11 protein-coding genes and 1 pseudogene are annotated in these 15,123 nt (G+C 62.0%); 6 read left to right on the top strand and 6 right to left on the bottom strand.

The window, feature by feature from the left end; translation table 11 throughout:
• The first annotated feature begins 2 nt into the window (after window positions 1-2).
• From ACFWZU_RS07480 to ACFWZU_RS07470, 3 genes and pseudogenes are all read left to right on the top strand, one after another.
• Window positions 3-110 (top strand): IS3 family transposase, encoded by a 108-nt coding sequence (locus ACFWZU_RS07480; RefSeq protein WP_439700789.1) that lies wholly within the window; start codon window positions 3-5, stop codon window positions 108-110.
• 15 nt (window positions 111-125) lie between these two features.
• A pseudogene (locus tag ACFWZU_RS07475) lies at window positions 126-341 on the top strand (integrase core domain-containing protein); the annotation flags it as partial.
• 149 nt (window positions 342-490) lie between these two features.
• Window positions 491-643 carry a hypothetical protein gene (locus ACFWZU_RS07470; protein ID WP_439700773.1) on the top strand — a complete coding sequence of 51 codons (153 nt, stop codon included), beginning with the start codon at window positions 491-493 and terminating at the stop codon, window positions 641-643.
• Window positions 644-966: 323 nt separating this feature from the next.
• Here the strand turns inward: ACFWZU_RS07470 and ACFWZU_RS07465 are convergent, their stop codons facing one another.
• The 5 genes from ACFWZU_RS07465 to ACFWZU_RS07445 all read right to left on the bottom strand — a co-directional run bounded on the left by ACFWZU_RS07465 (window position 967) and on the right by ACFWZU_RS07445 (window position 9,486).
• Entirely contained in the window at window positions 967-1,353 is a 387-nt protein-coding gene (locus ACFWZU_RS07465; protein WP_439700772.1) for a hypothetical protein, read from the bottom strand.
• 3 nt (window positions 1,354-1,356) lie between these two features.
• A complete protein-coding gene (locus tag ACFWZU_RS07460; protein ID WP_439700771.1) occupies window positions 1,357-3,465 on the bottom strand; it encodes an RHS repeat-associated core domain-containing protein in 2,109 nt (702 codons plus the stop codon).
• 5 nt (window positions 3,466-3,470) lie between these two features.
• On the bottom strand, window positions 3,471-6,803 hold the full coding sequence (locus ACFWZU_RS07455; RefSeq protein WP_439700770.1) for a DUF6531 domain-containing protein: 3,333 nt from the start codon (window positions 6,801-6,803) through the stop codon (window positions 3,471-3,473).
• Between the two features lie 437 nt (window positions 6,804-7,240).
• Complete coding sequence (locus tag ACFWZU_RS07450) at window positions 7,241-9,112, bottom strand: DNA/RNA helicase domain-containing protein (RefSeq protein WP_439700769.1); 1,872 nt, start codon at window positions 9,110-9,112, stop codon at window positions 7,241-7,243.
• Window positions 9,113-9,135: 23 nt separating this feature from the next.
• Window positions 9,136-9,486, bottom strand: coding sequence for a nucleotide pyrophosphohydrolase (locus ACFWZU_RS07445; RefSeq protein ID WP_439700768.1), 351 nt, complete (start codon window positions 9,484-9,486; stop codon window positions 9,136-9,138).
• Window positions 9,487-9,677: 191 nt separating this feature from the next.
• On the opposite strand from ACFWZU_RS07445, the gene ACFWZU_RS07440 reads away from it, so the two are divergent.
• From ACFWZU_RS07440 to ACFWZU_RS07430, 3 genes are all read left to right on the top strand, one after another.
• Window positions 9,678-12,323: a M1 family metallopeptidase gene (locus ACFWZU_RS07440; RefSeq protein WP_439700767.1), complete on the top strand. Its 2,646-nt coding sequence runs from the start codon at window positions 9,678-9,680 to the stop codon at window positions 12,321-12,323.
• Between the two features lie 332 nt (window positions 12,324-12,655).
• Window positions 12,656-13,042, top strand: a complete 387-nt coding sequence (locus tag ACFWZU_RS07435) for a carboxypeptidase-like regulatory domain-containing protein (RefSeq protein ID WP_439700766.1) — start codon at window positions 12,656-12,658, stop codon at window positions 13,040-13,042.
• Between the two features lie 289 nt (window positions 13,043-13,331).
• Window positions 13,332-13,700 carry a carboxypeptidase-like regulatory domain-containing protein gene (locus ACFWZU_RS07430; protein WP_439700765.1) on the top strand — a complete coding sequence of 123 codons (369 nt, stop codon included), beginning with the start codon at window positions 13,332-13,334 and terminating at the stop codon, window positions 13,698-13,700.
• A 188-nt stretch (window positions 13,701-13,888) separates the two neighbouring features.
• Here the strand turns inward: ACFWZU_RS07430 and ACFWZU_RS07425 are convergent, their stop codons facing one another.
• Complete coding sequence (locus ACFWZU_RS07425; protein WP_439700764.1) at window positions 13,889-15,094, bottom strand: acetyl-CoA C-acyltransferase; 1,206 nt, start codon at window positions 15,092-15,094, stop codon at window positions 13,889-13,891.
• Window positions 15,095-15,123: the final 29 nt, after the last annotated feature.

Below are 15,123 nucleotides of genomic sequence, written 5' to 3'. Positions count from 1 at the left end.
GGATGCTCGACTACAACGAGCAACGCCCCCACGAATCGCTCGGTGATCTGACACCCGCCGAGTACCGCCAACAAGCCGCCAGTCGTTCTACTTTTGAAGTGTCTGCTTGACGGGGGAGCTTACGCAACCAGAACGCCTACGTCGAGTCCTTCAACGGCCGCCTGCGCGATGAGTGCCTCAACGAGCACTGGTTCACCCACCTGCTGCATGCGCGCGCCGTCATCGAAACCTGGCGGCGGGAATACAACGAAGAGAGACCGAAGGCGGCCCTCAGCGGGATGACGCCAGCGGCCTATGCACAGCACTTGGCAAACACAGCTACGATCAACCCCGGACTCTAAACCCGACCGCTACTGAAAGCGGGGGGACGTCGCTCCCTGGCTACCAGCGCGACTTCGCCACCCTCGACGCCCTGCGCCCGCGCCTGCTGCGCCTGGGCAAGCTCTACCAGCGCGCCCAAGACACCGATATGGCCCTCGGCAGCGATCTGATGACCAACGCCCTGCAGGGCTACGCCTTCCTCAAGGTGGCGGGCAAGGGGCAGGGGTTGGATGAGATGCGCAAGATGCTGTCGGCGCGGTTTGCGCGGGGCAAGGCGACCCCTGGCGAAGTGGCGCCGACGCCCGAGCCGGCAACAGCGTAAGCGCCAGGCAGTAGCTCCGCGGAAAGCCCCGCCTGGCGGGGCTTTCTTTTTGCCCGCCCAATCTCAACCGACGGGCACAGAGGCTCTCGCTCGCCTTCCTATGGCCCATTTGGTGGTCTGCTTTCGGCCAGAAGCGGACATCGCCGACCCATCTCGTGTCCGCTCTTGATGTGCCGGTAGTAGGATTCGCCCCAAATATTCGCAAAGTACTGGGATGTTGCCTACTGGCGACGCCGGCATCGCATTGTCTCAACCGAAAATGTCATTCTTGCCACAAGGGATTTGCGAACGTCCGCGCCCTGCACCGCCAACTTAGCACCTGATTAGGGTTGCGCCAATTCACCAACAATTACAAGGCTTGCTATAGCTAAAACGACGCCAGCAAGCGCAATGGCAAGTGCTACTAAAAGGTATTTTCCCAGCAGCGCGCGATGCGCAAGCAGCCGTTGTTTCTCGTCACGTATCGCAGGGGGGTCATCAACATCTAAAAGCCTGTGGGGCGCAATAAGAAAGTTTAGTGTAGCTCTCCAATCCTCCCAAAAAAGCCACCTGCGCCCGTACCGAACTGCCACCTCCTGTACGTTAGCTACTATACCTCTAGTGATGACGTTGTACCTGAGAACCACTCCCAAGGCACCCAGCCCGCCAGCGGCAAAAAACAACAACGGCATCCAATTGAAAAAAATGATCCCAAACGGAACGGATTGCATGAGTCATATTCCTCCGTCGGGAACTAACGTATTTATGGCGTTCCCAATCTGGCGGAGCGAAAAACTTTTTGCTGCTGTCCATCCTAAGCCTGTGTGACCCTCAACTGGTATTGGAGACTTGGCACCTACCCCCACGAAGATATTGTAAGTGCTCGCATCTCCGTAGCTTACATCCGCCCCACCAACTAAGCCTTCTCCGCCACTGCCCCCACTGTACGGGCTCGTTCCTCTCAAAGCCTCTGGGCAGTTGACTGATGAGTAGGTAAAGACCCCTCCCCCAGATATGCCTGTGCCTGTGCTAGATACGCTGGCGAGAGTGAGCATTCCACCAACTCTCCACTGTGAGATATCGCCGAGCGCATTCGAGTTCCAACTAATTGTCAGCTGCGCCGCCGCGCTAGCTCCTAGAGTAGTGAAGGCCCCGCTTGCCTGGCCCCCGAATGCGAACGTGCCCAGCCCCCATGGATCAATTTGGTCAAGAGGTCGATTATTCGCATATACGTAAGTATTTACGCCTGCTCGAAGCCCAGAGGGATCGCTCTCGATATACCTCCCTAGCTCCGCTGCGTAATCGCGGTACCCATTGTTCCAAAGCCCGCGCTCTGCGTCGTAATACTGGCCTGGCAGTCCGACGTTTAATCCGCCAACTAGGTCTGTTGTGACTGTGCGCGTAAACGGGCGGTTTCTTGCCTCCCAAACCACAGTCCCCGCAGCATCAGTAGCCACCTGCGGTCTGCCTGTTTGATCAGCGTGGATTGCATCCACCGACGTACCGCTGATCCGAGCCGTCAGACGCCCGTTGATCCACACGTAATCAATCCAGGTGCCGCCTTGGTTCTCTGCCAGCAGAGAACCTCCTTCAGGAGCAAAGTAGCTAAATGTCCCGCCGCTTTCCTTGCGAAGTCGCTCTCCCTGTGGGTCCACGTAATCATTGGCACCACTCGCGCTCGATAACCGATTAAAAGCGTTGTACTGAAAGGTCGTGACACCATTGATCGTCTGGAGGTTGCCCTGGGGGTCGTACACATAGCTTTCGGCGCCCGCACCACTTACTCCCATCAACCGGTTACTGGTGGTGCTGATAGTGAAATTGCTAACCGCTCCATTGATGGTCTGTGAGGTACGGTTTCCGCCTAGGTCGTAACTGTAGCTCTCGTTGTTTGCTACCCCGTAGGCTGCCGTGAGGTGCGATTGATCGTCGTAGTTGTAGTTCTGGCTTTGACTGGGGTCAATTCCGTTGGTTGTAGCGGAGATGCGGTCTGCCTGGTCGTACCCGAGGGCTAGGCTTTGAACGTTTGGAACGCTTATGCCGGTCAGTCGGCCGTCGCTGTCGTAGGTCAGCGTGTTGGGGAGGCCGTTGCTGGAGACCCAACCCGACATCGCCAAGTTGCCGGGAAGATAGGTGATGCTGCTAGCGCCGGGGAGATTGGTCCCGCCGACCTTTAGCGTCACCGCCGCCACCGCTCCATCCGCATAGGTGTAGATCACTTGGTTGCCGTCAGGATAGTTCACGGCATTGAGGCGCCCCATGGCATCGTAGCCATACCCCACTGCGTAGGTGGTGCCGTTGATGGAGAAGCCGCGCCCGGCGAGCCAACCCTCACGCGTGTAGCTGTATGAGGTAGTGCCTGTGCTGTCGCTAGCAGAACACAGACGACCAATGCCATTGGTACAGCTATCGTACGAAAAGCTCTGCGTCTGCCCTCCCGCAGTGGCGCTCGTTACTCGGTTCAGGCCGTCGTAGCCGTAATTAGTAACTACACCCTTCGCCCGCGTCATTGACGACCGCCGACCATAGGCGTCGTAGCCATAGCGGGTCGTTCCCGTGTCTGGACTTACTTGCTGCCACAGCTGTCCCACGCCATCGTAGGTATAGCTGGTCACCAGATTGCGCGGGTCCTTTACGCTGGCCACGTGATCACCTGCGTCGTACGTGAACGTGGTCGTGGTGGTCGCACCCAACGCGCCCTCGGCTACGCACACGCTCAGCAGGGCAATGAGCGCCTGATAAATGGGGCGCCGCCTTACAAATCGCTGTTCTTCTTCCATGACTCTCTCTGATCCCTGCATTTTGGCACCGTTGGGATTTTCATGTGAGCTGTAGCTATCCATGTGGCTCACCCTTGCACGACATTTGGAGTAACAGCCGCACTCCACCCTGAACAGCCGGAGGCGTTGCATGCTCGAACGCTTGCCGAGTAACCGCTTCCCCCTGGAATGGGGCCATCTCCTGCGGACGTAGAGGTGGTTTGTACCGTCGTGCAGCTTCCTGTGCTCGTGCAATACCTGAAGTCGTAGCTGGTGGCGGTGGATGACGCAGACCAAGACCCCTGAATGACATAGACGTATCGCGGTGGGCGCAGATCCGATTCATAGGACGAAACTACGGTCGAAGTGAGCCCTGTCGGTATGTTGGGAACGTGCAGCACCGTAACGTTCTCCACCGCGCTCCACGCGCCGCAGACGCTGCCGTTGCAGCCCCTCACGTGATAGCCATAAGTGCCGTTGGCTTTGCCGCTGATCGCCCTGCTGGTGGCACCGCTGCTCTGGATGGTGGTCCAACTGCCGCCGTTGATCTGTTCTTGCAGCGTGTAGCTCGTGGCTTCGTTCACTGCTCCCCAGCTAACTGAGTAACTGCCGGAGCTATTGGTGGAAGGCGCAGTTAGGATCGGAGCTGCCGGAGGGATCGTCACGCTGACGTCGGCGCTCGTCTTGTAACCGCTACAGCCGCTCGCATTGCATGCTTTGACCCGGTAGGCATAGCTCCCGGAGGTGGTCTCCGTCACCGCTCTGCTGGTCGCAGTGCCCGAATAGAGGCTAGTCCAGGACCCACTGTCCTTCTGATGCTCCAGGGCGTAGCTGCTAGCTGTGCTGACGCCGGACCAACTCACGGTCAAGCTTCCAGTGCTTGTGGCAGGCACGCTGACTGTGGCCGGTGCCGCGGGCGGCAGCAGAACAGTGATGTCCGCAGCGGCGCTCCAGCCCCCACAGCCCCCAGGATTACAGGCAGCAACCTGATACTCGTAGGTGCCATCGCCGTTGCCGCTGATTGTGGTGCTGGTCGCGTTGCCGCTAAACGCGCCAACCCAGGCCCCCCCGTTTAGACGCTCCTGCAACTTGTAAGTCGTTGCGCTGTCGACAGCAGTCCAGCTTACCGGATAGCTTCCGGTGGTGCTGTTCGATGCGAGGCTTAGGGTGGAAACGTCCAAGGTTGGCCCGCCCGACTCAACCACCTTCGAGATGCGATTCAGCGCGTCGTACTGATAGCTCACGACGTGACCGACGGCATTGGTTACGGAGGCCAGATTGCCATTCTCGTCATACCCATAAGTCAGTTTCTGGCCGTGATTGCCTGTTCTCTGATAGATGCGCCCCAGAGCGTCATACAGCATGTGCAACGACAGGCCGACGTCGGTCGCGCGCGCTATTACATCACCCGTAACATCACCATTAGCGTTGTAGCTGAGCGTCTCGGTCGAGTCGCCGTCCTTCTCTGTCCTACCGATGAGCATGACCCGACCGGTAGCTTGGTCACGGGTCCACACCGTGATCTTACCGTCCGGGTCGGTCTGGCTCTCCAGTAAGCCGAAGCCGTCGTAAGTGAAGTTCCAAGTCGCCGTTTGCCCATTGGAGTGCGTCGCCTTGGTGAGCACACGTCCGCGTGCATCGTAGGTGTAATCGGTTTCGTCACCGTTCGGACCTGCGATCAGACCGACCAAGCCGAGCGCGTTGTAGTTGCCGTAGGAAACCGTTTGCCCCAGGGCATTCTTCACTGAGATCAAGCGCCCGAAAGCGTCGAACGTATAGACGTCCTTGTTACTGTCATTGGCTGACGGATGCGTCACAGTCAGGGTGTGCACCAACCCGTTGCTATACACGGTACGTGCGTAAGAGGTCGTAAGCGTCTGGCTTGCATTGCCGTGACTGGAAAGATTGGTCACGGCCACCGAGCTCACCCGTCCCTGCGGGCTATACATGTAGGCCGTCTTCGACCACCCCTCGACGGTGACAGAGAGGAGTCGGTCCACGTCGAGCGAAGTGTCCCAGACGTAGTCGATAGTGCGCTGTACTGAGGTGCCCGCCGCCTCGATCTTCTGCTGCAGCAGGCCGTTGGTGTCGTATGTGTACTTGGTCACATTGCCATTGTTGTCCGTGGACGATGTCATAAAGCCGTTATCGTCGTACGACATGCTTGCGTACGTGGCAGGGCAATTCGTGGCAGCGTTCCCGGTTATGGAAACTAGATGGTCGGCACCGTCATATTGGTACACGGTGGCGTGGCCAAGCGGATTTGTCACCGTTGCTGTCGGGCCTGTGGCGTTCGAACCATAGAGAACCGACGTGCGCTCCTCGCCGTTGGCGAGGCTATTCATGGTCGCGCGCCCCGCACTGTCGTATTCGGTTATATCGTGAGTGATGCCGTTGTAGGCAACTTCCTTCAGGAGCATGTACTTGCCGGTGGTGCCGGCAGGAGCTTGGATATCTGGGTAGTAGGTGTATGTGACTGCCGTGTTCGGCGAGCCCGGGAGGGTCACTTTGGATAGGGCGCCTAAATGACTGACCGGAGTGGCGACGCGGTCGTAAGAGGAAGTTGTCGTATCGTAAACGTAGACGTGGTTGCCTGGATCGGTAACGCGAATTTGCTTAGCGGCCCCGTATGGCGCCGAACCGTTAACTACGACGAGACTAAACGACTGCCCGTTAGTGTGCGTGACTACTACTGTGTCGGCATTAAGTCGAGTCAACGTCCAGCCTATCCCGAGGCTGTCCTTGATTGACAACAGACTTCCCTCGCTACTGAAGGTCAGTAAGAGCGCATCCTCGTCCCTCAAAGTGAAAGTGCCATCCTCGTTGGCGGTTAGGGTGGCTGTGCCGCTTGCTGTTCCAGCGTCCAAACTGCTGTAACTGCGTCCCGCGCGGAAATACAACCTTGAACCATCGGGCCTAATAAAGAATCCCGGAGAGCAGATATTGCGCCGAAGGTCCGGATCCCATTCGCACGACGGCGGGTCTAGGTAGTAGTCGAGATTGGTCGTCCACGCACCAGCTCCGATGCAAGGGTAGCCTTCCTGACACATGAACCGCGAGTTGTAGTACCGCTCGAACTTAAGTCCCATTTCGCCTGGCAAAACGAAATCAACGACGGATTCAACCTTCGCACCCGAGCCAAAGAGGATGGGGTCGGCACCTTTATCTACCGGTTGGGGCTGCGTAGTCTGTCCGCAGGGAAGTGTGGGCGTGGAACTGTTGTTCGCATCAGCAGCCGGGGCTTTGTTCGCAGGTGCATGTTCCGAGCCGTTTCCACGCGGGCTGATTTGCCCCGAACCATGTCGACCTTGATCACCTGTCTCGACCCAGTTTTCGCTACAGATGTAAGTGAAATATGCAGTAACGGTAATTTTGCCCCCGGCATCATGACTCGTCTCCCCTACCTGGTAGGTGTTGCACATGCGCTGCAGTGCCTCGACAGCGACTGCGCGGGGTGCCCATAGCAACGAGCTGATGGCAAATCCATATACCAGTGCCGCTTGGAGCAAGCCCGCAGCAAAGCAAAAAGTCGACCTACCGCGTCGCAATCCTTGCGAAATCATGCCGTCATCCCCTGTTAGCTCGAGCATTGCGCGCGAGCGGCAGAATCGACGATATCAGCATCTTTCGCTTGGACGCAAACAACCTGGTTCGGATGGCCAATACGGGCCGCTGCGAGGCTGATATGCGATTACACGCGGTCCCAAACTACCTTCTGCACGCCTTGCATCAAGGGCGTACCGATGCAAAGTTGCGGGCATACCAGTGGGCCGGTGACGCCGCGCGCCCTGCGATCTGACGCAGCAGGCATGGCCGCTTTGGGTCGGAATCGGTCGTTTCAGCGAAGCCCGAGCAGAGCTCAACTTCCCCGCAGGCAGCTCCTCAAGAACTCGCGCGTCTCTGCGTCTACGCAATACACGTAACAACCTTTCATCCCGCGGGTAAGAAGCGTCTTGTAGGTGTTGCGTATGATCCGATCGACTTGAGCGCTGGTGCCATCGGGATCGATCTTCGCGCGGCTCTTCCAGCCTCGGATCGACCGGTCCATCGGCGAGCGGGCGTCTGCTGTGGTCGTGAGCGTTCCGTCGCGAGCGACCATGTCTGGCCCGATGATCACGCCGATGTAGTCCAGTTCAAGCCCTTGGCAAGTGTGGATGCAACCGACTTCGTCGACGGAAGTGGGTGTGACTATCCAGAGGCTTCCGTCCCGGTCGAGGTTCCACCGTCTGGCGTACCCGTGCTCGGGCATGACGATGTCATACAGATCCGGGTTGCGCTTGCTCACCCAGTCCCAGCAGTAGCCGGCGACGACGCGGGCCTTGTTGCTGCCGTTGCGGGCGGCAATGAGGTCGTGAAGTTCGTTCGGCGAGTCGACGACGCGAAAGTCGAACTCATCGCAATCCAGGCGGGTGTTCGCCGTCTCGCGCAGGCCGAGCGTGTTGTCCAGCCAGGCGAGGTAGCCGTCAGAGCCGCTGCAACGGAACTGCGACGACAGCTCCAAGTGGGAGACTTGCGCGCCCATCGACCGTGCCCATCGCGCAAGCTCCTCCGAGTGGCCGATATCCGACAGCGTGACGATCTGGTCGTCGTCCACGAAGAAGATGGCGCACTTGCTGCTGCGGATGATCTCCTTGATCTGATTCTCGCCGAGGTTGCCGTACATGCCCGACTTTTCGTTCAGGCGGTGGGCCTCATCGACGATAAGTACGTCAAATGCGTCTGGACCGGTTTCGATGAACGAACCCGAGCCCGAAAATAGGTTATCGATGGCCGAGAGGCGGAGGTTGCCCTTCAGCTTGGCCTTGAACACGGCACGAGGGGCGGCATTCTTGGAGACGTACTTGCAGACGAGCCCCTGCTTGGACAGGTGCGCGAGCAGGTTCACGGCGATCACCGATTTACCCGTGCCCGGACCCCCTTTAATGATGACGACCTGCTTCTTCTCTACGGAGGCGGCGGTGGCTAGAGCGGCCGCGCTCTCGAACGCCACCTTCTGATCATCGATCAGTACAAACTCCCGATTGCCCTTCATCATGCCGACCAGGCTGTCGACCAGCATCTTCGACGGTCGGATACGTCCGTTCTCGATCTGGTAGATCAGTCCGGCGTTGTCGCCGTACTTGACGTGCTGCTTGATGAAGTCGCGCAGGCGTCGGCGTTCTTCCTCGCCCTTGAGGAACAGCGGCGCCTTGCGGATGTAGTCCCCGTAATACTCCGGGTGGTCGATGATCCCGTCCTGCACATAGTTGTGGAGGTAGGCACACGGAGTCAGGGCGATGGCTCGCTGGTAGACCGCTTCGTTGAACCCTTCAAGGAGCGCCGCGTAGGACCATGCCTGATAGCAAGGGTGGGCGCCTTCGCGCTCCGGTGCTGCGCCACCACGGCGTGCGGCGATGATACCGTCCTTACCTGTGAGGCTTGCCTCCGACCATTGCTTCAGCTCGACGATGATGAGATTGGGGCCAGCTTCGGTGCGCCCCGAGATGATGAAGTCGATCCGCTTGGACGTCTGCGGGATGCCGAACTCGACACCGACGCCGACGTCGTCAGGAATGCCGGGGTCACGCAGCACCTTGGCCATCTCGCCAAGCGAGTTCTTCCACGCTCGGTACTCGGCGTCCGGCGCATAGCGGCCGGTACGTTCCAGGTACTTCGTCGCGATGACGTGTTCGATTTCCCGGTTGTCGTGGTCGTCGAGAAAGTCGGCCTTGTTCGCCTGGTAAACGATCACCCTTCAGCCCCCTGTGGCTGTCCTTAGAACTCGGAGTACTTCTTGCTGCTGCCCTTGGCCAGATCGACCGGGTACTTGGCGCCGTTGATTTCGAGTTTTTGCCGGGCTGCGGCGAGCACGTCGATGTCGAGCTTGTCCGATAGCTGCAGGAGATAGAGAAAGACGTCGGCAATCTCCTCGGCAATGTCGTTTTTCTTCCCTTCGCTCAGCGCTCGGCTCTGTTCTTCCGTCATCCACTGGAAGTGCTCCAGCAACTCCGCGGCTTCCACTGAGAGGGCGGAGGCCAGGTTCTTTGGCGAATGGAATTGCTCCCACTCGCGCTCCCGGGCGAATGCCCGCAAGGCATCCTGTAAGGCACGAATCTCCGCGTTCACGGCCCCTGATCCATCGATTAAGTGCCCGGCGAGCATAGCGCGGGGCCGGGAAGGGGCCCAGCGGGAGCCATGACTTCCGGCCGTGTCCCGCCGCCGCCTACTCGGGCAACACTCGCGGGGTTCTGTGCCGTTCGTCACCCGTGGTGCCGCCGGCACGGCCCATCGTTCCGCCCATCCCCATAAGGACCCCTATGCGCCGTCATCTCTCCACCGCAATCTGCCTGGCCCTGGCCGGGCTTTCCATGGCTCCGCTGGGGGTCGCTTCGGCGGCCGAGGTGCGGGAGGCGACGACGCAGTTGCCGCGCGGGGTGGTGCCGTCGCACTACGACGTGGCGGTGACGCCCCATGCGGACAAGCTCTCGTTCGATGGCCAGGTGACGATCACGCTGACCGTGACCAAGCCGACCAGCTCCATCACGCTCAATGCCGCGGATCTCACCTTCTCCAAGGCGTCGCTGACGGCGGAGAAGGGCGAGATGGCGTTCGCTGCGCCCAAGATCGCGGTGGATGAGAAGGCGCAGACCGCGGCCTTCACCTTCGACCACCCCATTCCCGCCGGCACCTACCGCCTGGCGATGACCTACACGGGCAAGATCGGTACGCAGGCCAACGGCATCTTCGCGCTGGACTACGACACCAAGGCCGGCAAGAAGCGGGCGCTGTACACGCAGTTCGAGAACTCCGACGCGCGCCGCTTCATCCCATCGTGGGACGAGCCGAACTACAAGGCGACCTTCACCCTGACCGCCACCGTGCCCTCGGGCGAGATGGCGGTGAGCAACATGCCGATCGCGTCGAAGAAGGACCTGGGCAACGGCCTGGCCGAGGTGCACTTCGGGCAGTCGCCCAAGATGTCGACCTATCTGCTGTTCTTCGGGCTGGGTGATTTCGAGCGCGCCACCACCACGTCCGAAGGCACCGAGATCGGCGTGATCGCGCAGAAGGGCATGGTCGACCAGGCGCAGTTCGCGCTGGATTCGTCCAAGGCGGTGCTGAAGGAATACAACGACTACTTCGGCGTGCCGTACCCGCTGCCGAAGCTGGACAACATCGCCGCGCCGGGCCAGAGCCAGTTCTTCTCCGCGATGGAAAACTGGGGCGCGATCTTCACCTTCGAGTACTCGCTGCTGCTCAACCCGGCCATTTCCAACCAGGTCGACAAGCAGCGCGTGTTCAACACCGCCGCGCACGAGATGGCGCACCAGTGGTTCGGTGACCTGGTCACCATGAGCTGGTGGGACGACCTGTGGCTCAACGAAGGCTTTGCCTCGTGGATGGCCTCGCGCACCACCCAGAAACTGCACCCCGAATGGAACACCGAGCTGGATGCGGTCGGCGTGCGCGAAGGGGCGATGGGGCAGGACTCGGTCGCCACCACCCACCCGGTGGTGCAGCACGTGGAGACCGTTGAGCAGGCGAGCCAGGCGTTCGATGCGATCACCTACTCCAAGGGCGAGGCGGTGATCCACATGCTGGAAGGCTACGTCGGCGAGGATGCCTGGCGCACCGGCGTGCGCAATTACATCAAGGCGCACGCGTACGGCAACACGGTGTCCGACGACCTGTGGAAGTCCGTGCAGGCTGCCGCCGGCAAGCCGATCACGCAGATCGCGCATGACTTCACGCTGCAGCCTGGCATCCCGTTGATCGAGGTGCGCGCGGCGGCCTGCTCCAACGGCAAGACCACCATCGCGCTGCGCCAGGGCGAGTTCACCCGCGACCGTCCGCAGAAGAAGCCGCTGCGCTGGCACGTGCCGGTGATCGCCAGGACCGTCGGCGGCGACACCGTGCGCGCCGTGGTCGACGGCAAGGCCACCATGAGCGTGCCGGGCTGCGGTCCGGTCCTGGTCAATGCCGGCCAGACCGGCTACTACCGCACGCTCTACGCGCAGAACAATTTCGACGCGCTGAAGGGCCAGTTCGCCAAGCTTGCGCCAATCGACCAGCTCGGCCTGCTGGGCGACACCTGGGCGCTGGGCATGGCCGGCAACGAGCCGGTGTCCAACGTGCTGGCGCTGATCGCGGCGACCCCTGCCGATGCCGACCCGCAGGTGTGGGGTGAAGTGGCCGGGTATCTGTCGGCGCTGGACAACTACTATCGCGGCGACCAGGCCCGCCAGCAGCGCCTGCGCAGCTTCGCGCTGAGCCAGTTGCGGCCGGTGTTCGAGAAGATCGGGTGGGAAGCCAAGCCCGGCGAGAGCACGCCCACCTCCACGCTGCGCATGCAGCTGATCGGCGTGCTTGCCGACCTGGGCGACCAGGCCGTGATCGATGAGGCGCGCCGCCGCTTCGCCGCGCAGAAGACCGATCCGGCTGCGGTCCCGGTGGATCTGCGCAAGGTGATCACCGCGGTCGTGGCCGAGCACGCCGACGAGGCCACCTGGAACCAGTTGCACGCCCAGGCGAAGGCCGAGACCACGCCGCTGATCAAGGACCAGCTGTACAGCATGCTGTCGATTGCCGAAGACGATGCGCTGGCCAAGCAGGCACTGGAGCTCGCGCTCACCGACGAGCCGGGCGCGACCAACAGTGCCGGGATGATCCGCGCGGTTGGCTACCACCATCCGGAGATGGCGTTCGACTTCGCCGTGGCGCACCGCGCGCAGGTCGACAAGCTGGTCGACTCGACCTCCAGCAGCCGCTACTACCCGGTGCTGGGCGCCAGCTCGACCAAGCCGGAGATGATCCAGAAGATCCAGGACTACGCGCAGAAGTACATCGCACCGACCTCGCGCCGCGTGGCCGAGCAGGTGGTGGCAAACATCAAGTACCGCATGATGATCCGCCAGGACCGCCTGCCGGAAATCGATGCGTGGCTGGACAAGCACGCCGGCTGATCTCCGCAGCGATCGGTTGATCGGGAGAGGCCCCGCACTGCGGGGCCTTTTCTTTGGGCCATTGGCGGCGCGTGGCCGCGCCTGCATTGATGCGGGCTTGACGAAAATCCCGTGCGCGGCATGACCTTTGGCCCTAGCCGGCAGGCATGGTCGGAATAGGCTGCTGGCGCCGTCTGATGGATGGCGTCGTCATCGATCGGATGGCCGTGGGCGGTGCCTGCCGCAGGCGATCAGCCGTGCGTGTGGCAGGCGAACCGCCCGAACCCTCATGAGCACCGCCAAACCCCTGGCCGCTCATGGGTCCCCCACGTCGATGAGAAGCAGGTATCCCCATGAACGCATCCATCTCGACCCAGTCGGGCGCGCGCCGCTCGACGGTACGGAACCTGGCATTGGTGGCGGTCGCTGGCATCTGTGCCGCCGCAGGCCTGACCCCGGCCCACGCTGCGGAAACGACAGGAAGGGTGTTCGGCCGGGCGCCCTTGGGTGCCACGGTGCTGGTCAGCAGCCCGGAGTTCGCGATCCAGCGCGAGATCCCGGTCAACGCCGATGGTCGTTACGTCGCCAGTTGGCTGCCCATCGGGGTCTACGAGGTTACCGTGGTCGACCACGGCCAGCCCCTGGTGAGGCACCCTAGCGTGCAGGTCTTCGTGGACCGCGGTTCCCGGGTGGACTTCAGCTGCGCATCCGGGCGGTGTTCGGAACTCGCGGCAAACTAGCGTGGCCGACATGCAGGGGCCCGCGTGGGCCACGCGCAAGCATCGCCCACGCGTGGCTCCTGCGTGCGCAGTGGAGCCGGCGTGATGTGACTTCTGACCCTTCGGGGAGCCTTGCATATCGGGTACGCTGCGCACGCTCGCGCGGCGGTTTCGGCCTACGCGCAGCGGCGAACGGTTTTGCCGTGGCGTTGAACGCGCGGTGGCGCCGGTCGCATGACCCAAGGGAACAACGCCAAACCCCTGGCGGCCCATTGGGTTCTCCCCACATCGAAAAACAAAGGAAATCCCCATGAAGAATCTGCTCTCGATTCGCCGTGGCCTGTCCGTGCGCTCGTTTGCGATGGCTGCTGCCTTCGCGGCCTTCGGCATGGCCGGCTCCGCCGCTGTCCACGCCCAGGCCACCGCGGGCGAAGTGTTCGGCAAGGCGCCTGCCGGCAGCACCATCCTGGCCAAGAGCACGACCAACGGCACCCAGCGCCAGGTCACGGTGCCGGAGAACGGCCGCTACGCGATCCGTGCGCTGCCGATCGGCGTCTATAACGTCACGCTGTCGGAGAACGGCCAGCCGGTCGCCAAGCATGCGAACGTGCCGGTGGTCGTGGGCCGTGGCATCAAGGTGGACTTCGACGGTCAGGCGACCGCCGCGGGCCAGCAGTAAGGTGTCCATCGGGCGCTGATGCGTTCGATGAAACAAAAAGCCAGCGCCGGAAGGCGCTGGCTTTTTTTGTGGGGACGCCGTTCGGATGCGACCCGGCTGTCCGATGTAGCGATCGCCTGGACGCTGACCCCGCGCCGAGGGCGTTCCTGCACAAGCGGTCCCTCCGTTCAGGGGAGGAACCGGGCTCCTCAGAGCGCCTCGAAGATGCCGGCCGCGCCCATGCCGGTGCCGATACACATCGTCACCATGCCGTACTTCTGCTTGTGCCGGCGCAGGCCGTGCACCAGCGTCGCCACACGCACCGCGCCCGTGGCACCGAGCGGGTGACCCAGCGCGATGGCGCCGCCGAGCGGATTGACCTTGGCGGGGTCGAGCTCGAGGTCCTTCATCACGGCCAGCGCCTGCGCGGCAAAGGCTTCGTTGAGTTCGATCCAGTCGAGTTGGTCACGACTGATGCCGGTGCGCTTGAGCGCCAGCGGGATCGCTTCCTTGGGACCGATGCCCATCACCTCCGGCGGCACGCCGGCGACGGCGAAGCCGACGAAGCGGGCCAGCGGTTGCAGGTTGTACTCCTTGATGGCCTTCTCGCTGGCGATCAGCACGGCGCCGGCGCCGTCAGACATCTGGCTGGAGTTGCCCGCGGTGACGGTGCCTCCGAACTGCCCGTTGCGGAAAACCGGCTTGAGCTTGCCCAGCACGTCGGGCGTGCTGCCCGGGCGGGGACCTTCGTCCTGGCTGATCACGCGGCTGTCGGTGACGATCGTGTCGTTGGCCAGGTCCGGATAATGGTCGTCCAGCTGGAACGGGGTGATCTCGTCCTTGAACTCACCGGCGGCCTGCGCGGCCAGCGCGCGCTCGTGGCTGCGGGCGGCGAAGGCGTCCTGCTCCTCGCGGCTGACCTTCCACTGCTTGGCGACGTTCTCGGCGGTGATGCCCATGCCGTAGGCGATGCCGATGTGCTCGTTGTCGAAGATCGCCGGGTTCATCGCGACCTTGTGGCCCATCATCGGCACCATGCTCATGCTCTCGGTGCCGCCGGCGAGCATCAGGTCGGCTTCGCCGAGGCGAATGGCGTCGGCGGCATAGGCCACGGCCTGCAGGCCCGAGGAACAGAAGCGGTTGATGGTGACGCCCGGCACGGTGTGCGGCAGGCCGGCGAGCAACACGCCGATGCGCGCCACGTTCATGCCTTGCTCGGCCTCGGGCATGGCGCAGCCGATGACGGCATCGCCGATGCGATGCGGGTCGATGCCCGGTGCCTTCGCCATCACGGCGCGGATCACGTGGGCGAGCATGTCGTCTGGGCGGGTGTTCTTGAAGACGCCGCGCGGCGCCTTGCCCACCGGCGTGCGGGTGGCGGCGACGATGTAGGCGTCCTGGATTTGCTTGGTCATCGTTTTGCTCCGTCGCGCCGCGCTTGCCT

It is taken from the genome of Frateuria sp. GZRR33, from assembly GCF_051900425.1.
GTDB lineage: Bacteria > Pseudomonadota > Gammaproteobacteria > Xanthomonadales > Rhodanobacteraceae > Frateuria_A.
Note: the sequence above shows the minus strand (reverse complement) of the source record. Positions and strands in the feature narration are given on the sequence as shown.

Excerpts from the sequence above, each read along its gene's own strand:
- ACFWZU_RS07435 (WP_439700766.1), top strand. The coding sequence starts at position 12,656 with ATGAACGCATCCATCTCGACCCAGTCGGGCGCGCGCCGCTCGACGGTA.
- ACFWZU_RS07430 (WP_439700765.1), top strand. The coding sequence starts at position 13,332 with ATGAAGAATCTGCTCTCGATTCGCCGTGGCCTGTCCGTGCGCTCGTTT.
- ACFWZU_RS07455 (WP_439700770.1), bottom strand. The coding sequence starts at position 6,803 with ATGTGCAACACCTACCAGGTAGGGGAGACGAGTCATGATGCCGGGGGC.
- ACFWZU_RS07440 (WP_439700767.1), top strand. The coding sequence starts at position 9,678 with ATGCGCCGTCATCTCTCCACCGCAATCTGCCTGGCCCTGGCCGGGCTT.
- ACFWZU_RS07480 (WP_439700789.1), top strand. The coding sequence starts at position 3 with ATGCTCGACTACAACGAGCAACGCCCCCACGAATCGCTCGGTGATCTG.
- ACFWZU_RS07465 (WP_439700772.1), bottom strand. The coding sequence starts at position 1,353 with ATGCAATCCGTTCCGTTTGGGATCATTTTTTTCAATTGGATGCCGTTG.
- ACFWZU_RS07470 (WP_439700773.1), top strand. The coding sequence starts at position 491 with ATGACCAACGCCCTGCAGGGCTACGCCTTCCTCAAGGTGGCGGGCAAG.
- ACFWZU_RS07425 (WP_439700764.1), bottom strand. The coding sequence starts at position 15,094 with ATGACCAAGCAAATCCAGGACGCCTACATCGTCGCCGCCACCCGCACG.
- ACFWZU_RS07460 (WP_439700771.1), bottom strand. The coding sequence starts at position 3,465 with ATGGATAGCTACAGCTCACATGAAAATCCCAACGGTGCCAAAATGCAG.